The organism is Limnohabitans sp. MMS-10A-192, from assembly GCF_003063335.1.
GTDB lineage: Bacteria > Pseudomonadota > Gammaproteobacteria > Burkholderiales > Burkholderiaceae_C > Limnohabitans_A.
Map to the genome: position 1 here is coordinate 198,301 of NZ_NERX01000006.1, position 20,654 is coordinate 218,954.

General features: G+C 63.4%; 18 protein-coding genes. 8 read left to right on the plus strand and 10 right to left on the minus strand.

Annotated features, from left to right (window positions below; all coding sequences use genetic code 11):
- Positions 1 to 51: 51 nt before the first annotated feature.
- The 6 genes from B9Z43_RS13530 (at position 52) to manD (ending at position 7,750) form a co-directional block, all read left to right on the plus strand.
- Positions 52 to 627, plus strand: a complete 576-nt coding sequence (locus B9Z43_RS13530; RefSeq protein WP_108326466.1) for a TRAP transporter small permease — start codon at positions 52 to 54, stop codon at positions 625 to 627.
- Positions 628 to 648: 21 nt separating this feature from the next.
- The gene (locus B9Z43_RS13535) at positions 649 to 2,043 is read left to right on the plus strand and encodes a TRAP transporter large permease (RefSeq protein ID WP_108326467.1); all 1,395 of its coding nucleotides are present in this window, start codon (positions 649 to 651) and stop codon (positions 2,041 to 2,043) included.
- 9 nt (positions 2,044 to 2,052) lie between these two features.
- Positions 2,053 to 3,579 carry a UxaA family hydrolase gene (locus tag B9Z43_RS13540; RefSeq protein ID WP_108326468.1) on the plus strand — a complete coding sequence of 509 codons (1,527 nt, stop codon included), beginning with the start codon at positions 2,053 to 2,055 and terminating at the stop codon, positions 3,577 to 3,579.
- A gap of 254 nt (positions 3,580 to 3,833) precedes the next feature.
- On the plus strand, positions 3,834 to 4,895 hold the full coding sequence (locus B9Z43_RS13545) for a malate/lactate/ureidoglycolate dehydrogenase (RefSeq protein ID WP_108326469.1): 1,062 nt from the start codon (positions 3,834 to 3,836) through the stop codon (positions 4,893 to 4,895).
- A 227-nt stretch (positions 4,896 to 5,122) separates the two neighbouring features.
- Positions 5,123 to 6,526 carry a mannitol dehydrogenase family protein gene (locus tag B9Z43_RS13550; protein ID WP_108326470.1) on the plus strand — a complete coding sequence of 468 codons (1,404 nt, stop codon included), beginning with the start codon at positions 5,123 to 5,125 and terminating at the stop codon, positions 6,524 to 6,526.
- Positions 6,527 to 6,529: 3 nt separating this feature from the next.
- Positions 6,530 to 7,750, plus strand: a complete 1,221-nt coding sequence (gene manD / locus B9Z43_RS13555) for a D-mannonate dehydratase ManD (protein WP_108326471.1) — start codon at positions 6,530 to 6,532, stop codon at positions 7,748 to 7,750.
- A gap of 18 nt (positions 7,751 to 7,768) precedes the next feature.
- Here manD and B9Z43_RS13560 read toward each other — a convergent pair whose 3' ends face one another.
- The 9 genes from B9Z43_RS13560 to rfbD all read right to left on the minus strand — a co-directional run bounded on the left by B9Z43_RS13560 (position 7,769) and on the right by rfbD (position 18,511).
- The gene (locus B9Z43_RS13560) at positions 7,769 to 9,184 is read right to left on the minus strand and encodes an amidase (RefSeq protein ID WP_108326508.1); all 1,416 of its coding nucleotides are present in this window, start codon (positions 9,182 to 9,184) and stop codon (positions 7,769 to 7,771) included.
- A gap of 64 nt (positions 9,185 to 9,248) precedes the next feature.
- Complete coding sequence (locus B9Z43_RS13565) at positions 9,249 to 10,748, minus strand: M81 family metallopeptidase (RefSeq protein ID WP_108326472.1); 1,500 nt, start codon at positions 10,746 to 10,748, stop codon at positions 9,249 to 9,251.
- A 16-nt stretch (positions 10,749 to 10,764) separates the two neighbouring features.
- Positions 10,765 to 12,372 carry an ABC transporter ATP-binding protein gene (locus tag B9Z43_RS13570; RefSeq protein ID WP_108326473.1) on the minus strand — a complete coding sequence of 536 codons (1,608 nt, stop codon included), beginning with the start codon at positions 12,370 to 12,372 and terminating at the stop codon, positions 10,765 to 10,767.
- Positions 12,369 to 13,250, minus strand: coding sequence for an ABC transporter permease (locus tag B9Z43_RS13575; protein ID WP_108326474.1), 882 nt, complete (start codon positions 13,248 to 13,250; stop codon positions 12,369 to 12,371). The genes B9Z43_RS13570 and B9Z43_RS13575 overlap by 4 nt, the downstream gene beginning before the upstream one ends.
- A complete protein-coding gene (locus tag B9Z43_RS13580; RefSeq protein ID WP_108326475.1) occupies positions 13,250 to 14,203 on the minus strand; it encodes an ABC transporter permease in 954 nt (317 codons plus the stop codon). Before B9Z43_RS13580 ends, B9Z43_RS13575 begins: the two co-directional genes overlap by 1 nt.
- 35 nt (positions 14,204 to 14,238) lie before the next feature.
- Positions 14,239 to 15,813 (minus strand): ABC transporter substrate-binding protein, encoded by a 1,575-nt coding sequence (locus tag B9Z43_RS13585; protein ID WP_108326476.1) that lies wholly within the window; start codon positions 15,811 to 15,813, stop codon positions 14,239 to 14,241.
- A 172-nt stretch (positions 15,814 to 15,985) separates the two neighbouring features.
- A complete protein-coding gene (gene slmA / locus B9Z43_RS13590) occupies positions 15,986 to 16,606 on the minus strand; it encodes a nucleoid occlusion factor SlmA (protein ID WP_108326477.1) in 621 nt (206 codons plus the stop codon).
- A gap of 37 nt (positions 16,607 to 16,643) precedes the next feature.
- Positions 16,644 to 17,543, minus strand: coding sequence for an acetylglutamate kinase (gene argB, locus B9Z43_RS13595; protein ID WP_108326478.1), 900 nt, complete (start codon positions 17,541 to 17,543; stop codon positions 16,644 to 16,646).
- Between the two features lie 71 nt (positions 17,544 to 17,614).
- A complete protein-coding gene (gene rfbD / locus B9Z43_RS13600) occupies positions 17,615 to 18,511 on the minus strand; it encodes a dTDP-4-dehydrorhamnose reductase (RefSeq protein ID WP_108326479.1) in 897 nt (298 codons plus the stop codon).
- A 145-nt stretch (positions 18,512 to 18,656) separates the two neighbouring features.
- Here rfbD and B9Z43_RS13605 point away from each other — a divergent pair, with 145 nt between their 5' ends.
- Both B9Z43_RS13605 and B9Z43_RS13610 read left to right on the plus strand, forming a co-directional pair.
- Positions 18,657 to 19,172 carry a phasin family protein gene (locus B9Z43_RS13605; RefSeq protein WP_108326480.1) on the plus strand — a complete coding sequence of 172 codons (516 nt, stop codon included), beginning with the start codon at positions 18,657 to 18,659 and terminating at the stop codon, positions 19,170 to 19,172.
- Between the two features lie 19 nt (positions 19,173 to 19,191).
- A complete protein-coding gene (locus B9Z43_RS13610; RefSeq protein ID WP_108326481.1) occupies positions 19,192 to 19,857 on the plus strand; it encodes a TetR/AcrR family transcriptional regulator in 666 nt (221 codons plus the stop codon).
- 10 nt (positions 19,858 to 19,867) lie between these two features.
- Here the strand turns inward: B9Z43_RS13610 and B9Z43_RS13615 are convergent, their stop codons facing one another.
- Positions 19,868 to 20,647 carry a type III pantothenate kinase gene (locus tag B9Z43_RS13615; protein ID WP_108326482.1) on the minus strand — a complete coding sequence of 260 codons (780 nt, stop codon included), beginning with the start codon at positions 20,645 to 20,647 and terminating at the stop codon, positions 19,868 to 19,870.
- Positions 20,648 to 20,654: the final 7 nt, after the last annotated feature.

Below are 20,654 nucleotides of genomic sequence, written 5' to 3' on the forward strand. Positions count from 1 at the left end.
TCGGGCCGACACCGCCCGACCTGCGGCATTTCCCGAATTCAAGGATTTCCCATGAGCAACCTCCCCGACCTCGACGCCCTGCCCAAAGTCATGGGGGACGATGGCCAGTTTCATGCCACCGATGACGAAGTGGATTTGTCAGGCACCCCCATCGAAGCCTGGGTGGCACTGGCTTTCTTCTGGGCTTTGGGCCTGACGGTGTTTTACCAATTCTTCACACGCTATGTGATGAACAACTCGGCGTCGTGGACCGAAGAAATCGCACGCTATTTATTGATCGCCACGGTGTTCACCGGGGCCACGATTGGGGTGGCCAAGAACAACCACATTCAGGTGGATTTCTTTTACCGCTTCATGCCGGACTGGATGTCACGCGCCATGGGCACCGTGGTGGATGTGATGCGCATTGCCTTCTTTGGCGCCGCCACCGTGCTGACAGGCCAGATGATGGAAAAACTGGGCAGCTACAAGATGACCATCATCGATTTGCCCATGAACTTGATCTATGGCGTGGTGATGGCCGGTTTTGCCGCCATGTGCCTGCGCGCCATGTGGGTGGCCAAAGTGCATTGGCAACGCGGCTACACCGTGCTGCAACGCCCCGAATCCGAAATGTCCGACCGCTGAAACGCCCTTAGAAAGTTCTCCATGCTGAAGATCCTTTTTCTCATCCTCATGAGCGGCGGCATCCCGGTGGCCATTGCCATGGCGGGTGCATCCTTGCTGTATCTGTTTTTTGTCGAAAGCTCGCCGCCCTTTGTGGTCATCCACCGCATGGTCTCGGGCATCGACAGCTTTCCACTGCTGGCCGTGCCCTTCTTCATTCTGGCCGGTAACCTGATGAACAACGCGGGCATCACCAACCGCATCTACAACTATGCGCTGGCCTTGGTGGGCTGGCTCAAGGGCGGCTTAGGTCACGTCAACGTGGTGGGCTCGGTGGTATTTGCGGGCATGAGCGGCACGGCCATTGCCGACGCTGCGGGCCTGGGCACCATCGAGATCAAGGCCATGAAAGACCATGGTTACAGCACCGAGTTTGCGGTGGGCGTCACGGCCGCATCGGCCACGCTGGGGCCCATCATTCCGCCGAGCTTGCCCTTTGTGATCTACGGCATGATGGCCAACGTCTCGGTCGGGGCCTTGTTCTTGGCAGGCATCTTGCCGGGCGTGTTGATGGCGCTGTTGATGATGCTCACCGTGGCCTTTTTTGCCCACAAAAACGGCTGGGGTGCCGACGTCAAATTCGAGTGGCCCAAAGTCATCAAGGCCCTGGCCGAAACCGCTGTGGTGGTGGGCTGGCCCTTGTCCATTTGGTGGTTGGTGACCGCCATGGGCACGCCGCCTCAGATCACGGTGTTTGTGGCCTTGATCGTTTTGTTCGCTGCCGACAAGTTCTTCAACTTTCAAGCCGTCTTGCCCATCATGACCCCGGTCATCCTGATTGGCGGCATGACCACCGGCGTGTTCACCCCCACCGAAGGCGCGATTGCGGCTTGCGTCTGGGCGATTGCCTTGGGCTTTTTTTGGTACCGCACGCTCAACTTCAAGATGTTCGTGAAGATCTGCCTGGACACCGTAGAGACCACCGCCACCGTGCTGTTCATCGTGGCCGCAGCCAGTATTTTTGGCTGGATGCTCACTGCCACAGGCGTGACCACCGCCATCTCCAGCTGGGTCTTGGGCTTCACGCAAGAACCTTGGGTCTTCTTGCTGCTGGCCAATGCGCTGATGCTGTTTGTGGGCTGCTTCCTGGAGCCGACTGCCGCCATCACCATCCTCGTGCCGATTCTGGTGCCGATTTGCCAACAGCTGGGCATCGACCTGGTGCACTTCGGTTTGGTCATGGTGCTGAACCTGATGATCGGCCTGCTGCACCCGCCCATGGGCATGGTGCTGTTCGTGCTGGCCCGCGTGGCCAAGCTCAGCGTCGAGCGGACCACCATGGCCATCTTGCCTTGGCTGTTCCCGCTGATGGGCAGCCTGATCGTCATCACCTATGTGCCCAGCCTGGTGCTGTGGTTGCCCAAGCAGTTTTATTGAGGTCTTGTCATGAGTGCTTTCATTCGCCTGCACCCCGCCGATGACGTGGTCATCGCCCGCGCCCAACTCATGAGCGGCACCGCCGTGGACGGCGTGCCCGTGCGCGGCCTGATTCCGCCCGGCCACAAAATCGCCACCCGCGCCATCACGGCCGGTGAACCGGTACGCCGCTACAACCAGATCATTGGCTTCGCTTCACAAGCCATTGCCCCCGGCGAACATGTGCACACGCACAACCTGAACATGGGCGCTGAAAAAGGCAACTTTGAGCGCGACTACGCCATCGGGCAAGACGTCAAAGCCGAGCCGGTGCGCCAACAAGCGACCTTCATGGGCTACAAGCGCAGCGACGGCCGCGTGGCCACCCGCAATTACATCGGCGTGCTCTCCAGCGTCAACTGTTCGGCCACTGCGGCACGCGCGATTGCCGACCACTTCTCCAAGCGCAACAACCCCGCAGCGCTGGCCAACTTTCCGAACGTGGACGGCGTGGTGGCACTGACACACGGCACCGGCTGCGGCATGGACACCGAAGGCTTGGGCATCCAGCTGCTGGAGCGCACGCTGGCCGGTTACGCCACCCACGCCAACTTCTGGGGCGTGGTGGTGGTGGGTCTGGGTTGCGAAGCCAACCAGCTCAACACCTGGCTGGCGCACAGCAGCTTGCGCGAGGGCGACACGCTCAAGGTCTTCAACATCCAGGACACGGGCGGCACGCGCCTCACGGTGGAAAAAGGCATTGCCTTGATCGAAGAAATGCTGCCACGCGCCAACGCCATCACCCGCGAGCCATGCAGTGCCGAGCACATCACGGTGGGCTTGCAGTGCGGCGGGTCTGACGGTTATTCGGGCATCAGCGCCAACCCGGCGCTGGGCGCGGCGGTGGACCTGCTGGTGCAGCACGGCGGCACCGCCATCCTGAGCGAAACCCCCGAAATTTATGGCGCCGAGCATTTGCTCACACGCCGCGCCGTCAAGCCCGAAGTGGCGCACAAGCTGATCGAGCGCATCCGATGGTGGGAGAACTACACCGCCATCAACGGCGGCGAGATGAACAACAACCCCTCGCCCGGCAACAAGGCCGGAGGCCTGACCACCATCCTCGAAAAGTCACTGGGTGCAGTGGCCAAGGGCGGCACCAGCAACCTGCAAGCGGTGTACGAATACGCCGAGCCGGTCACCGCCAAAGGCTTTGTCTACATGGACACGCCCGGCTACGACCCGGTCAGCGCCACGGGCCAGGTCGCGGGCGGTGCCAACCTGATTTGCTTCACCACCGGGCGCGGCAGCGCCTATGGCTGCGCCCCTTCGCCCAGCCTCAAGTTCTCGACCAACACGGCGCTCTGGAAAAAGCAGGAAGAGGACATGGACCTCAACTGCGGCGAGATCGTGGACGGCGGCGTCAGCATCGCCGAGATGGGCCAGCGCATCTTCGAGATGATCTTGGCTGCAGCATCCGGAGAGCCCACCAAGAGCGAGCGCCACGGTTACGGCCAAAACGAGTTTGTGCCGTGGCAAGTTGGCGCGGTGATGTGAATGGGATGTGGGCCCTCCCCTTGTCATCCCAACCATCCATTTGTCATCCCGGATTCCAATTTGTCGTCCCAGATTGCAATTTGTCATCCCGGATTCCAATGTGTCATCCCGGACTTGATCCGGGATCCATGTTGACCGACCGCCCCCCAAAAAAACCCAAGATGGACCCCGGGTCAAGCCGGGGGTGACAACTGACTAGCCCCAGGCTCAACCCCGGGGTGACAAGAAAAACCCAACGACCGATAAGGATCATCATGAGCCAATGCATTCAAGCTGCTGATCTGCGCACCAAAGTCGCCCGCATCATCGAACAAGCGGGCAGCACCCCGGCCGAAGCTGCGCAAGTGGCCGACAACCTGGTCATGGCCAACCTGAGCGGGCATGACTCGCACGGCGTGGGCATGGTGCCGCGCTATGTGGACGCGGTGCTCGAAGGCGGCCTGAGTCCCAACACGGGCGTGAAGGTGCTGCTCGATACCGGACCGCTGCTGAACCTGGACGGCCAGCGCGGCTACGGCCAGATCACCGGCGTGCAAGCCATGCAGATGGGCATTGAGCGCGCCAAGCAACACGGTGTGTGCACCGTGGCCCTGAGCCGCTCACACCACCTGGGCCGCATTGGCCACTTTGCCGAGATGGCGGTGGCGCAAGGCCTGGTGTCGGTGCATTTTGTCAACGTGCTCTCGCGCCCCGTGGTCGCCCCCTTTGGTGGCGGCGACGGCCGTTTTGGCACCAACCCCTGCTGCATCGGCGTGCCCATGGGCAGCCGCGCCCCCTTTGTGCTCGACTTTGCCACCAGCCGAGTGGCGCAAGGCAAGATGCGCGTGGCCCACAACAAGGGCGAACAAGTGCCGCCCGGCTATTTGATCGATGAACACGGCCACCCCACCACCGACCCTGGCGTGGTGGTGGTGCCCCAGTCCAATGGTTTGTTTGGCGCACTCATGACCTTTGGCGACCACAAGGGCTTTGGCATGGCCATGGCCTGTGAACTGCTGGGTGGCGCGCTGACTGGCAGCGGCACTTGGCACCGCGAAGCCGACCAGCAACGCGCTGTGCTGAACGGCATGCTGACGATGCTGATCGACCCGGTGCGCCTGGGCACGCAAGCCTCGTTCGAGCAAGAAGCCCTGGCTTTTGCCGACTGGCTGCGCCAAAGCCCCGATGCACCCGGAAGCGATGGCGTCAAGCTGGCGGGCGAGCCCGAACGCACGGCACGCGCCGACCGCGAGCAAAACGGCATCTGGATCGACGACGCGACCTGGGCAGAGATTGAGGCGTCTGAGAAAAAATTGCAGCAATCTCCCCGGACTTGATTGACCCCCGTCACCCCTGACATTGATGGAAACCTGTCACCCATGACATAGATGGGACCCTGTCACCCCGGAATTGGTTGATCTCTGTCACCCCGGACTTGATCCGGGGTCCATGCCTCCAACGACCATGGATACCGGATCAAGTCCGGTATGACAAAAATTCACCGTGACGACAACCTTCTGTCAACAGCCCCGACCTCAGTCCACCCAGCACACCGGCCTGCACCATGAACCTCTCTACCGCCACACTGCCAGCGCTCCCCGTTGCCATCCACACCCCCACGTATGAGCGCACGGCCCACGCCCCCGGCGTGGTGCACTTGGGGCTGGGTGCCTTTCACCGTGCCCACCAGGCCATGGTGTTTGACCAGCTGCTGGCCAGTGGCGACATGCGCTGGGGCATCCACGGCGTGGGCATGACACGGCCCGATCTGGTGAACCAGCTGCGCGCACAAGACGGCCTGTATGCCGTGCGCGTGGCCGACGGGCAAGGCGTGCAATGGCAAGTGCCCGGGGCGCTGTGGCGCATGAATGTTGCCGCGACCGAACGCGATGCGGTGGTGCAGGCCATCGCCGCGCCCAGCACGCGCTGGGTCACGCTCACCGTCACAGAAAAAGGTTACACACCCACCCTCGCCCAACTGCTGCTGGACGGCTTGCGCATGCGCCAGCAAGCAGGCTTGCCCGGCATCACCATCGCCTCGTGCGACAACCTTCAAGGCAACGGGCACAAGCTGCAGGCCATGGTGAAAGCAGCGGCTACTGCACAAGACGCCGACGTGCTGCGCTGGCTGGACGCGCACTGTGCCTTCCCGTGCAGCATGGTCGACCGCATCGTGCCTGCGGCCACGCCCGAGGTGATGGCCGCCGCACACGAGGCATTGGGCGTTCAAGATCAATGCGCACTGAGCACCGAAGGCTTTTGGGAATGGGTGATCGAAGACCGCTTGGCCGACCCGGCCGACGCGGCCCTGCTGCAAAGCGCGGGAGTGCGCGTGACGGGTGATGTGCACAGCTACGAAGAAGCCAAACTGCGCATGCTCAACGGCAGCCATTCGGCCATGGCGCTCATGGGCGCGGTGACCGGCAGGCCGTTTATTGCCAGCTGCATCGGTGTGCCGCACATCCGCAGTTTTGTGCACCGTCTGATGAGCCGAGAAGTCTCGCCACACCTCTCTCGCAGCGACTGGGCCGAGTACCGCGACGCGCTGATCGCCCGCTTTGGCAACCCTTACCTCAAGCACAGCGTGCACCAGATCGCCACCGACAGCTCACAAAAAATTCCGCAGCGTTGGCCTCCGTCTGTGCTGGGGCAAATGGCCCAAGGCGCTTCGTTTGAACACCACGCACTGGCCGCAGCCGTCTTCTTGCGCTACACGCTCAGCGTGGACGAGCAAGGCCAGGCCTACGCCCTGAACGACCCGCAAGCTGAAAGCCTCATGGCCATTGGCGCTGCACAACGCACCGAACCCGAGGCCTGCGTGCGCGCCCTGCTGGCCCGCGAAGACCTGTGGGGCAACAACTTGCCAGGCCACGCCGCATGGACCGCCCGCGTCACACACTGGCACCAACAAGTCATGCAGCACGGTGTGGATGCAGCCATCCAGCAACTGCTTGAGCAGGAAGTCTGAGCCATGAAAATCACCGCCGCCCGCGTCATCGTCTGCAGCCCCGGCCGCAACTTCGTCACCCTAAAAATCGAGACCGACCAGGGCGTGTACGGCGTGGGCGACGCCACGCTCAACGGCCGCGAACTGGCCGTGGTCAGCTACCTCGAAGACCATGTTCTGCCATGCCTGATGGGGCGCGACCCGCAGCAGATCGAAGACATCTGGCAATACCTCTACAAAGGCGCGTACTGGCGGCGTGGCCCGGTGACCATGAGCGCCATTGCAGCCGTGGACACCGCGCTGTGGGACATCAAGGCCAAGATGGCGAACATGCCGCTGTACCAACTGCTGGGCGGGCGCAGCCGCACCGGGGTGATGGTCTACGGCCACGCCAACGGCCGCGACACGGCAGAAACCGTGGACGAAGTTTTGCGCCACAAGGAAGAAGGCTACCTGGCCATCCGCGCCCAAAGCGGCGTGCCGGGCTTGAACAAGGTCTATGGCGTGAGTGGCCACCATGGTGCCAGCCGCATGTACGAGCCCGCCGACGGCAACTTGCCCAGCGAACACGACTGGAGCACCGAAAAGTATTTGCGCCACACCCCCGGCCTGTTTGAAGCCGTGCGCGAAGCCGTGGGCCCCGACGTCCATTTGCTGCACGACGTGCACCACCGCCTAACGCCCATCGAGGCAGGGGAACTGGGCAAAGCGCTGGAGCCGGTGCGCATGTTCTGGATGGAAGACCCGACCCCGGCCGAAAACCAGGACGCCTTCCAGTGGATACGCCACCACACCACCACGCCAATTGCGGTGGGTGAAATTTTCAACAGCATCTGGGACTGCAAGACGCTGATCGAAAAACAGCTGATCGACTACATCCGCACCACCGTGGTCCACGCGGGCGGCATCACCCACCTGCGCCGAATCGCCGACTTGGCCAGCCTGTACCAAGTCCGCACCGGCTGCCACGGCGCGACCGACCTGTCGCCCGTGTGCATGGGCGCGGCCCTGCACTTTGACACCTGGGTGCCCAACTTTGGTGTGCAAGAGTTCATGCCCCACAGCGAAGAAATGCTCTCGGTTTTCCCGCACGACTACCGCTTTGAGCGCGGCATGATGTACTGCGGAGAATCACCTGGCCACGGGGTGGACATCGACGAAAAGCTGGCCGCCAAGTACCCGTACCAGCGGGCTTATTTGCCGGTGAACCGGCTGCAGCACGATGGGACGCTGTGGAACTGGTGACAGCCCTCAGCGACAGGCTCAGCCCATGCTGGGGCGCGCCACCGGCTGCACCGACTCGTAGGCCCGCGCTGCACGCAGCACCAAGGCATCGCCAAACATCGGGCCCACGATCTGCAGGCCCATGGGCAAGCCCGCCTTCGTCAAACCACAGGGCACGGTGATGGCTGGCTGCTGCGTCAGGTTGAAGGGGTAGCTGAACGGGGTCCAGCCCAGCATGCTGACCGGGTCCATCGTCACCGTGCCTGCAGGCCGCGCCTCAAAAGCCGGAATCGACACCGAAGGCGTGACCAAGAGGTCGTAGCGCTGCATGAACTGGCGCATGTGCGAGCCCAGCACGCCACGGCGCTGGTGGAGCTGCTGAATCTGCTGTGCGCTGAGCTGCGCACCCAATTGCGCTTCAGCCCGAAAGTCAGGATCGGCCACCGCCTGCTGCTCAGCGCTGAGGCCAGACCAGACGGTGTGAGCGCCAAGGAACCACAGGCCGGTGGTGATGTCGAGCGGATCGTCAAAACCGGGGTCCACCTGCTCCACATGGGCGCCCAGGTCCTTGAGTTTTTGCACAGCCTGATCGACCGCCGCCGCGATGTCGGGGTGGACGTTGTGGGCATAACCCAACGTGGGCGAATACGCGATGCGCAGGCCCCGGATGCCGTCTTCCAGGCCCACGGTGTAGTCGCTCGCCTCGGGCGGCAAAGATGTCCAGTCGCGGGCATCGGGCTTTTTGAGCACATTCATCATCATCGCCGCATCGCGCACGCTCAGGGTGTGCGGGCCCAGGTGCGCCACCGAGCCGAACGGCGACAAGGGGTAAGCGGGCACACGGCCAAAGCTGGGTTTGAGGCCCACGTTGCCGCAAAACGCGGCCGGGATGCGCACGCTGCCTGCACCGTCTGTGCCCACGGCCAGCGGCCCCAAACCTGCGGCCACAGCAGCTGCAGCGCCGCCCGACGAACCACCGGGCGTGTGGTTCAGATTCCAGGGGTTGCGGGTGATGCCGGTGGCGGGTGAATTGGTTTCGCCCTTGCAACCAAACTCCGGCGTGGTGGTTTTGCCCAGCAGCACCGCACCCGCTTCGCGCAGGCGTGCTGTGGCGGGGGCGTCCACATCCCAGGGTTGCTGGGGGTCAACGGTACGGCTGCCGCGCAAGGTGGGCCAGCCTTGTGTGAGGATCAGGTCTTTGATGCTGGTGGGCACGCCATCGAGCTCCCCCACGGGGGCACCGGTGCTGCGGTGCGCTTGCCAGCGGGCCTCGCTGGCGCGGGCACTGGCCAGGGCGCTTTTGGCATCCACCAGGCAAAACGCGTTGATCTTGGGGTTGATGCGATCGATGCGCGAGAGCACCGCCTGCGTGGCCTCCACCGGGCTGGCCTGCCCGGTGCGGTACAGCTGAACAAGTTCGTGCGCGGTGCATTGGGTCAGGTCGGTGGTGCTCATGCGGGTCTCCAAGGGGTGTTGAGGTCACGCCAGGCCCGTCAAGGCCGAGCGTCACGGACAAGTGTCAAGGTCTTGTGCGGGTTTGGGGGCTGAGTTTTTTCCAGGGCAAGTCCCCCGGGTCGGCGGCCATGGGGCCAGCGGCCTTGGCCACCAACACGCGGCTGGCAGTGGGTGTGAAGTCAGCGCGAAAATGGTTGGAGCTTTTGACCACCAGCAGCTTCATCTGCTCGGGCTGGATGCCCACGGCGCGGAACAGTTCGCGGTCGAGCATCTGCATCTTGCCGCTGGCCACCGCCACCAGCACGCCATCGATTTCAAGGCAAGCGCAAGGGCCAATGCGGACCTTCACGCCCGTCATCATCGGGCCTTTGAGTTCGCAATCGTCTGCGCCCAGCGCACGCACCACAAAGCGGCCTTGCACGGGCGGGTCGCTGTCTTGCCCGGTGAACGTGGGCACAGCTTTGCCCAGGGCCACATCGAGGCTGGCGCCCACACCCACTTCGTGGGCCTTGCGGGCCACCGCCGGGTCATAGAGCAAACCCAAAGCCACCTGACCAGGCCAGCGCTTGCCAGCGCCTTGCTGCAAGAGCGCATGCAGCATGCCCGTGGTGTTGCTGTCACCGCCTGCGCCGGGGTTGTCTTGTGTGTCGGCCACCACCACCGGGGCGCTGGCCGATTCGGCCACCGACAGGGCCTGGGCCACCGCTTCGCGGGCGGGCAGCACATCGGGGCGCCATTGGCCGGGCTCGCTCACCCGCTCGTACAAGCGCTGCACGGCAGACTCCACCGAGCCACCATGGCCCCACACCACAGGGCCGCACTCGGCAAAGTCCGAGGCCGGAAAACCCATGCAAAAACTCAGCATGCAGCCCGTCTCGGCTTCGATGCTGGCCAGGGTTTCGTAGAGCCCCTGGGCCGGTTGCATCCAGGTGCTTTGCGCGTTGAGCGGAATCAAAAAGGGCAAGCGCTTGGCCTGCACCGGTCGCTTGGTGCCCGCACGCAGGTGTTCGCGCATGAGCACGGCAGCGCGCTCGCCGGTGTCGGCCATGTCGATGTGCGGATAAGTGCGGTAAGACACCAGGCCATCGGCCAAGCGCAGCATGCGCTCGGTCACGTTGGCGTGCAGGTCCAAGCTCGCCACGATGGGCAGATGCGGGCCGACCACTGCGCGGATGCGGGCGATCAGCTCGCCTTCGCTGTCGTCGGCCTGCTCGGCCACGGCCGCGCCGTGCAGGTCGAGGTACACCCCATCGAGCCCTTGCACCATCGCTGCGCGCACATCCTCGAGGATGGCGGCGCTGATGCGCTCAAAAGCGTCGCGGGTCACATACGAAGAAGGCGTCGCCCCGGCCCAAGCCGAGGGCACGAGCTGCCAGCCTTCGCGCTTGGCCGCGTCGATGAAGCCGCCCACCGGGATGTTGATGCCCGTGAGCTGAGCCTGCATGGCCTGCCCGCGCACAAAGGCCGGAAAGTTCTCGCCCGTGTTGAAGGCGGCCCAATCGGCCAGGCTGGGCGCAAAGGTGTTGGTTTCGTGCTGGTAGCCAGCGATCAGGATGCGGGTCATGCAGCGTCTCTTGTGTTCAGTCCAGGGGTGGCAATGCGGCCGGTGCAGCGTCAAACAGCCGTCGTGTGTAGTCCTGCTGCGGGTTCGCGTACAGGTCGCTCGTACGGCCTTGCTCCACGATGCGCCCTTGGTGCATCACGATCACGCGGTCGCACAGCTGCGCGGCCACGCGCAGGTCGTGCGTGATGAACAGCAGGCCCAGCCCCAAGCGAGACTGCGCCTCGCGCAGGAGGTTGAGGATTTGTGCCTGCACGCTCACATCGAGCGCGCTCACCGCCTCGTCGGCCACCAGCACCTGGGGGCGGCAAGCCAAGGCACGGGCAATGGCCAGGCGTTGGCGTTGGCCGCCGCTGAATTGGCTGGGGTAGCGCTTCAAAGCCTCTACCGGCAAGCGCACCTGCGCCATCAGCTCCACCGCCAAGGCTTCGGCTTGTTCGCGGGTCTGGCCAAAGTTCATCGCGCCTTCGACCATGGACTGGCCCACGGTGCGGCGCGGGTTCAGCGAACGGTTGGGGTCTTGAAACACCACCTGCACACGGTGACGCAGCGGGCGCAACTGACGCTCGGGCATGCGGGCCACGTCATCGGCGTCCCACAAAATCCGGCCTTCGGTCGGGTCGATCAATCGAATCAAGCAGCGTGCAAAAGTTGACTTGCCCGAACCCGACTCGCCCACGATGCCCACCGTCTCGCCAGCACGCACGGCCACAGCCGCGTCCATGAGGGCGGCGGTGGGTCGGCTGCGGCCCAGCCAGTCGTGGCTGATGTAGGTCTTGCCCACACCTTGGCCCGACAGCAGAGCAGGCCCCTGGGGCTCGGGTTTGGAAGGTGGCGGCGTCATGCCGGGCACGGCGGCCAGCAGCTGGCGCGTGTACTCGGCGCGGGGGCGGCGCAGCACTTGCGCGCAGTCGCCGCTCTCGACCGCCTGGCCCTGGTTCATGACCAGCACCTGGTCAGCGATCTCGGCCACCACGCCCATGTCGTGGGTGATGAAGAGCACCGCACTGCCCTGCTCGCGCTGCAGGTCGGCGATCAATCGCAAAATTTCTTTTTGGGTGGTGACGTCGAGCGCGGTGGTCGGCTCGTCACAAATCAGCAATGCGGGCTTTAAGATCACCGCCATCGCGATCACGATGCGCTGACGCTGACCGCCACTGAGTTGGTGCGGGTAGCTGCGCAACATGCGCGCCGGGTCGGGCAGTTTGACGCGCTCGAACACCCGCAAGATTTCGGCACGCCGCTGCTCGGCAGGCCAGTCGGTGTGGGTGGACAGCAACTCGTCGACCTGGTCACCGCAAGTCATGACCGGGTTCAGGGCCGTCATGGGCTCCTGAAACACCATGCCCATGGCCTTGCCGCGCAACTGGCGCAGGCGCAGCGTCGAAGCATTGAGCAAGGACTCGCCCTGAAGCAACACCTCGCCTGCCACAGACCGAAGCTCTTTGGGCAGCAGGCCCATCACGGTGGTGGCCATGACGGATTTGCCCGAGCCGGACTCGCCCACCACGCACAGCGTCTGGCCCGGCAGGATGTCGAGCGAGACCTCGGTGATGGCGTGTGCTCGGTCACCGCCCGTGGGCAAGGCGACCGACAGGCCACGAATAGACAACACAGCCTGCGTCATGTGCCGCTCCGCTTCGCGAATTTGGGGTCCAGCACATCGCGCAGGCCATCCCCCAGCAGGTTGATGGCCAGCACCGTGGGCACAAGGAACAGCGCCGGGAACAGCACATTGCCCGGGTACTGGGTGAACTGCACCCGGCCCTCGGCCATGATGTTGCCCCAGGTCGGGATGTCGGCGGGCAGGCCCAGGCCGAGGAAGCTCAGGATGGCTTCGGTCAGCACCGCACTGGCCGCGATGAAGGTGCCTTGCACGATCAGCGGGGCCATCGCGTTGGGCAGGATGTGGCGCAACAAGATGACCGGCGTGGGCGTGGCCAGGGCCTTGGCCGCTTCCACAAAAGGCTCTTCGCGCAAAGTCAGCACCAAGGAGCGCACCAGGCGCGTGACCCGCGGGATTTCTGGAATGGCGATCGCCACCACCACCGTCCACAACTGCGCCCCCAAGGCCGCCACCAGCGCGATGGCCAGCAAGATCGCAGGGATGGCCATGAGGCCATCCATGAAGCGCATCAGCACCATGTCGAGCGCACGGAAGTAACCGGCCAGCATGCCCAAAGTGCCGCCTACCAGCAAAGCCACCACGGCGGTGAACAAGCCCACCAGCAAAGACACGCGGGTGCCGTAAAGCACACGGCTGTAGATGTCGCGGCCAAAGTTGTCTGAGCCCATCCAGAAGGTGTGGGCCACGCTGGTGCCGTCCAGCAAACCGAACTGCCCGACCACACCGGCGGCGGTGTTGATGTTGGCCGAGTCCATGGCCGCCGGGTCCACGGTGCCCAGCCAAGGGGCCGTCAAAGCGATCAGGATCAGCAGGCCCAGCACACCGAGGCCCAAACGGACGGTGGTGTGCGCCAGAAGTTTTCGAAAGATGGTGTTCATCAGTAACGGATCCGGGGGTCGAGCCAGAGGTAGCTCAAGTCCACCAACAAATTGATCACCACGTACAGCACGCTGAAAAACAGCACCACGCCCTGGATAACCGGAAAGTCGCGGTTGAGCACCGCATCCACCGTGAGCGAACCCAGGCCGGGGATGGCGTAGACCGTCTCTGTCACCACCACGCCGCCAATGAGCAAAGCAATGCCAATGCCGATCACGGTGACGATGGGCACCGCCGCATTGGCCAGCGCGTGGCGCAGCAGCACCACCTGCTCGGTCACGCCTTTGGCGCGGGCGGTGCGGATGTAGTCTTCGGTCAGGGCCTCGGACACGCTGGCGCGCGTGACCCGGGCGATGAGCGCCACATAGATGGTGGCCAACGACAACCAGGGCAATACCAGCTGGTAAGCCCAGGCCCCCACCCCTTGTGAGAACTCACCGAACAAGCGGCGGTAACCCTGCACAGGCAACCATTGCAGTTGGATCGAAAAAATGTAGATCAGCACATAGCCGATCACAAACACCGGCACCGAGAACCCGGCCACCGCAAAGCCCGACAGCAAGCGGTCCAGCCAGCCGCCCATGCGCCAAGCGGCCAAGGTGCCCAGCGGCACCGCCACCAGCACGGCCAGCACCATGGTGCCAGCGGCCAGAGACAAGGTGGGCTCAATGCGTTGGGCGATCAGCTCGGTGACGGGCTTTCCCAGGTAAAAGGAATAACCCAAATCGCCCTGCAGCACCCCACCCAGCCAGATCATGAACTGCGTGAGCAGGGGCTTGGTCAGGCCCAGCTGCTCGCGGATGCGGTCAATGTCTTCGTTGGTGGCGTTGTTGCCCGCGATCACGGCGGCCGGGTCCCCCGGCGTGAGCCGAAGGATCAGGAACACGATGATCGCCACCGTGAACAGCACGGGGATCAGCGCCAGCAGGCGCTGCAGCAGGAATCTCAGCATAGAACTTCAGCTGTTGTGGGGGGTCACAAAAGCGGTCAGTTCTTCTTGATGTTCCAGTACACCTGCGCACCGCCGGGCACCAGGCCCGAGATGTTTTTGCGCAGCGCTGCGGGGTTGAAGTACTGGCCCAGTGGCACGTGGGTGGCGGTCTCCATGGCGCGCAGCTGGATCTGCTCGGCGATCTGCTTTTTCTGCGCATCGGTGGTGGACTGGGCAAACTTGACCTTCAGCTCTTCGATCTGTTTGTCGTCTTGCCAGCCGAACCAGCCTTTGTCACCCGCGGCATTCATCATGGCCATGGTCAGGGGGTTCAAGATGTCGCCCGCTGTCCAGGCGGTCATGAAGGCGTTCCAGCCGCCCTGTGCCGGTGCGTCTTTCTTGGCGCGGCGTGCCACCAGGGTGGCCCAGTCCATTTGCTGCATGTCCACCTTGAAGCCCGCAGCTTCCAATTGCTGCTTGGCCACCAAGGGCAGTTTGGCGATCGCGGCCAGATCGGTGGGGCGCATCAGCACCACAGGGGTGCCGTCGTAGCCGGCTTCCTTGAGCATTTCAGCGGCTTTCTTGGGGTCGGCCATGCCGGTGTAGATGCCGGTCTTGTCACTGGCCAAGGGCGTGCCGCAGGGGTACATGCTCTTGCAGAAGGTGTACATGCCGGGTGCACCGACCTGCGTTTTGAGGTGTGCCTCTTGGCCCAGTGCCACCATGGCGGCCTGGCGGATCTTCACGTTGTTGAACGGCGCATGCAGGTGGTTGAAGCGCAGGATGAACTGCAGGCCTGCAGGCTGGGCGTCCACCAGCTGGATGTCTTTTTGGGCCTTGAGCGAAGCGTATTGCTCGAAGGTGGGTTGCTCGACGATGTCGACTTCACCGGCCACCAGCGCATTGAACTGGGTTTGCGGGTCACGGATGATGACCCACTCCACGCGGTCCAAGTTCACCTGCTTGCCGCCGGTGGTGCCGTCAGGGGCTTCTGAACGCGGCTTGTATTTGTCGTTCTTCACATAGACCAGGCGCTCACCAGGCTTGTATTCGCCGGGCATAAACTTGTAGGGGCCTGAGCCAATGTGCTCTTTGATCTGCTCGCTGCCGGGCGTGGCGGCAATGCGCGCCGGCATGATGAACAGCACGTTGGAAGAAGGCTTGCCCAGCGCTTCGAGCATCACGCCAAAAGGCTTGTTGAGCTTGATCACAAAGGTCTTGGCGTCAGGCGTGGCGTAGCTGTCCACGCTCTTGGCCAGCACGCCACCAAAGCTGTCGCGGCTGGACCAGCGCTTGATGGAGGCCACCACGTCTTCGCTGGTCACAGCTTTGCCGTCGTGGAACTCCAGGCCGTCGCGCAACGTGAAGGTCCAGGTCAAGTTGTCTTTACTCACGTTCCACTTGTCCACCATCTGGGGCTTGGCTTTGCCAGCCAGGTCGGTGCCGAACAGGGTGTCGTAAATCATGTAGCCGTGGTTGCGCGTGACAAACGCCGTGGACCAGATCGGGTCCAGGATCGTCACGTTGGCGTGCGGCACCACGCGCAGGGTCTTGCCCTGGGCTTGCGCAACAAAGGGGGTCAACAGCGCAGCGGCCAATGTGGCCACAGCAAAAAGGGAACGACGCTTCATCGGATACTCCAGTCAAGACAAGGACATTGCATAAGGGTCTTGAACACTATAAAGCGAAACAGGATGCTTGCTTATCAGGAGAATACCCAAGTCCTCAGATGGACTTTTCCCGGCAGGAAAACCACCGGTCCAGTGTCACGACGGCACTGGGGCGGGTACCGCCTGCGGCCAGTTACAGCATCCGAGCCAACGCCGCTTGCAAATGCTCTGACGGCAGCCGCTTGAAACCCGAACGGGCAAAGCGCTGCAAGCGCCCTTGCATGAAGGCCACCAGCACCGACGCCGCGATCTGAGCGTCAGCCGTTGGCGTGTCGGACGCCAAGCCCTTGAGCGACTGGCGCAGTTGCGATTCGATCTTGTCAAACAGCAGGTTGATGCGCTCTTGCAAGCGCTCGTGCTCCAGCACCAGCGCGTCACCGGTCATGACGCGGCACATGCCCGGGTTCTTCTCGGCAAACTGCAAGAGCAAAGCCACGATGCGGGCGGCCTGGTTGGGCCCCACAGGCTCGCGGTCCGTGACCTGCCGGATCAGACCGATCACCGACTGGTCCACAAAGTCGATCAGCGCTTCGAACATCTGGGCCTTGCTCGCAAAGTGGCGGTACAAAGCCGCTTCGCTCACACCGATCTTGGCCGCCAACCCGGCGGTGGTCACGCGTTCGGCACCGGGGGCCTCCAGCATGGCCGCCAGGGTTTGCAGTATCTGCAAACGTCGCTCACCTGGACGCGGGCGCTTGCGTGTGGGCGCCGCATCTTCGGTCGCCTCGGTGTTGTTGTCTTCGTGCTCGGACATGTCTCCCCTTCGATTTGTTCTTGTCGTCAACCCGTTTTCAGCGGCTTTTGATCATGGTGCCGAAGGCCTGCTCGGACAACACTTCCAGCAGCATGGCGTGGGGCACGCGGCCGTCAATGATGTGAACCGCGTTCACGCCGCTCTTGGCGGCATCCAATGCACCGGCAATCTTGGGGATCATGCCGCCGCTGATGGTGCCATCGGCGCACAGCTCGTCGATGCGGTGGGGTGTCAGCTCGGTGAGCAAGTTGCCCTCTTTGTCGAGCACACCACGGATGTTGGTGAGCATCAGCAACTTTTCGGCTTGCAGCACCGTGGCCAGCTTGGCGGCCACCACATCGGCGTTGATGTTGTAGCTCTCGTTGTTCTCGCCAAAGCCGATGGGGCTCACCACCGGGATGAAAGCATCGTCCTGCAGCGCCTTCAAGATGGACGGGTCGATGCTGACGATGTCGCCCACTTGGCCGACGTCCAGCTCTTTGCCGGGGTCTTGTGCATCGATCAAACGCAATTTCTTGGCACGGATCATGGCGCCGTCGCGGCCCGTCAGGCCCACGGCCTTGCCTCCTGCGCGGTTGATCATGCCCACGATGTCTTGCTGCACTTCGCCGCCCAGCACCCACTCGACCACCTCCATGGTTTCGGCGTCGGTCACGCGCATGCCCTGAATGAACTCACCTTTTTTGCCCAGACGGCTCAGGGCGTTTTCAATTTGCGGGCCGCCGCCGTGCACCACCACCGGGTTCATGCCCACCAGCTTGAGCAGCACCACGTCTTCGGCAAAGGCTTGCTGCAGGGCCGGGTCGGTCATGGCGTTGCCGCCGTATTTGATGACCAGCGTCTTGCCGTGGAACTTGCGGATGTAGGGCATGGCCTGCGCCAGGATCTGGGCTTGGTCGCGTGGGGAAACAGAAGGCGCTGCAGTGGTGTCGGTCATGTGGCGTCAGGTATCAAAGTACATCGAAAGGTGAAAGGATTGTGCCGCAAGCGATGGGCGGTTTTCAGCGCTCACAGCATCTCGGCCAGCAGACGGTCCACGCCTTGCTGCCAGGCGGGCAAGGTCAAGCCAAAGGCCTGCTGCAAACGCTGCGTGTTCAAACGCGAGTTCAAAGGGCGGCGCGCCGGCGTCGGGAAAGCCGAGGTCGGCACCGGCGCGATCTCGGTCACCTTCCAGGCGGCGTCGGGCTTGAGCTGCCGCGCCCGCTCAATCGCATGCACGGCATAGCCATGCCAGCTGGTCTCGCCTGCGGCCACCAGATGGTAGAGGCCCGACAGACTGGCGTCTTGCGTGCCCAAGGCCTGACGGATGGCATGCGCCGACACATCGGCGATCAGGTCTGCACCCGTGGGGGCGCCGCGCTGGTCGTCGATCACCGTGAGGCGCTCACGCTCTTGTGCCAAGCGCAGCATGGTGCGGGCAAAGTTGCCGCCGCATGCGGCATAAACCCAGCTGGTGCGGAAAATCAAATGCTTGCAGCCACTGGCCGCAATGGCTTGCTCGCCCTCGAGCTTGGTCTGCCCGTACACGCCCAAAGGGCCGGTGGCATCGCTTTCTTGCCAAGGCGTCTGGCCTTCACCATTGAACACATAGTCGGTCGAGTAATGCACCAGCCAAGCCCCCACTTCTGCCGCCGCCTGGGCCAAGGCTGCGGGCGCGTCGGCGTTCAAGGTGCGGGCCACATCGGGCTCGGACTCGGCCTTGTCCACCGCGGTGTGGGCTGCGGCATTGACGATCACATCGGGGCGCACATCGCGCACGGTTTGCGCCAAGGCTTCTGGCTTGGACAAGTCGCCGCACAGTGGGGTGCTGTGACGGTCCAGCGCGATCAGTTCACCCAAGGGGGCCAGGCTGCGTTGCAGCTCCCAGCCGACCTGGCCGTTTTTGCCGAGAAGAAGAATTTTCATGAAAGCCTGAACCAGGAAATGCGCCCCGGACTTGTCGCTGGGGCTCGGTGCCGTGAAGTGGCCACGCAGGGCAGCCGATGCGCAGATTTTAGAAGCAATGCGCGGCGGCTCAGGTTAAAGTCTGGACTCCATCAGGAGTTATCGCATGGCCAAATCTACCGCCTCTGACAAGTCCGCAGCAGACAACACTGCAGCCCCCGCCCCCACCCACCAAATCTGGCTGGCCGGTCTGGGTGCCATGGCCAAAGCGCAAGAGCAAGGCAGCAAAGCCATAGAGGCCCTGGTCAACGACGGCCTGGCCTTTCAGCGCAAAAGCCAGGCCGAAGCCCAGCAGCGCCTGCACGACGCCACCGAACGCCTGAGCCACCTGGCCAGCGACTTTGGCCAACAAGCCACGGTGCGCGTGGACCGCCTGGAACACCTGTTTGAAGACCGTGTGGCCAAAGCCCTGCAGCGCCTGGGCATGCCCACGCTGTACGACCTGCAAGCCTTGACCGAACGCGTGGCCCAGCTGGAAGCCCAATTGGCCAAAGCCAGCGCATCGCCCGCTGCGGTCAAACCCGTCAAGCCCGCCAGCAAAGCCGCTGTGAAAGCACCGGCAAAAGCCCCGGCCAAATCGGTCGCCAAACCCAAGGCCAGCCGCACACCGCGCAAAGCCTGAGCCTTCGCTGCCGACCCGCATGGCCAAGAAAGCCCCACGCCGCACCGCCCAGCGCATCGCAGAGGTCACGCTGGAGCTGTTCAACCGATTTGGTGAGCCCAACGTCTCGACCACGCTGATCTCGGCAGAGCTGAACATCAGTCCGGGCAATCTGTACTACCACTTCCCCTCCAAGGACGCGCTGGTCAACCACCTGTTTGACGGCTACGAAGCCGCCATGCTGGGCCTGCTCGATGCGGCTGCCGATGTGCACGATGTGGAAGATGCCTGGTTCTTTTTGCATTCGCTGTTTGAACAGGTCTGGAACCACCGTTTCCTGTACCGCGACCTGAACAACCTTTTGTCGGGCAATCGCCATCTGGAAACCCATTTCCATGCCGTGCTTGAGCGCAAGACACAGGCATTCAGGCAATTGCTCGAATCGTTGGCCGCTGCGGGCTTGATGCGCATCGACCCCGACAGCGTCGAGACGCTCTCGGCCAGCATGTCGGTGATGGCCACCTACTGGCTCAGCTACGAATACGTGCGCAACCCGCGCCAGGCGCTGGAGCCCGCCAGTGCCAGTCTGGCCTTGAGCCGAGGCGCCAAACACGTGCTGGCCTTGCTGACGCCCTACATGGCCAGCCCACAACTGCAAGCGCACCTGCAGTCGTTGACCGCGGCCTACAGCGACAACGCGCCCTGAAAACGTCTGCTCAGCGCTTGTCGACCTTGTTGAAACGCTGATCGGCCATGGCCAGCAGGCCATCAAAAATCAGGTTGTCCACCAACTCGAACTGCAGCGACATGCTGGGCGCCATCTTCCAGCCCGCGCCGCCGGTCATCACGCACATGGGCTCTTGTCCCGTGTGCTCGCGCAGGTGCTGCACCATGCGCTCGCAAGCGCCGGCAATCGCGTAAGTGCCGCCGCTGGTCAGCGCATCGCTGGTGTTGGTCGGAAAGGGCCGCACCTCGCCGGTGGGCACATGCAGCCCGGCGGTGCCGGACTCCAGGGCGCGCAGCATGATGCCGTGGCCCGGCAAGATCAAGCCGCCCAGGAACCGCCCATCCGCATCGATGGCCTCAACGGTCACTGCGGTGCCGACCATCACCACCACCAAAGGCCTGGCCGGGCCTTGCGCCAGCATGCGCTGACGGGCACCGATCATGGCCACCCACCGGTCCGAGCCCAAACGCGAAGGATGGTCGTAGCCATTGGTCACGCCAGCCTCAGAGAGGCTGGGCACGACCCACTGCGGGGTGAAGTCCCACAACTCCATTTGCTCCTGCACGCGGCGCTTGATGGCGTCACCCGCCACCACACAGCCCAGCATGCGCCCGGGTACCGGCAAATCGGCCCAAGGGCCATCCGACAAGCGGTCGATGTTTTCCAGAAACTCCGCACCATGCGCCATCAATTGGGCTTGGGGGTGCGGACGGTCGTACAACGCCCATTTCAAACGGGTATTGCCCACATCGATGGCTAAGAATGTCATGCCGTGA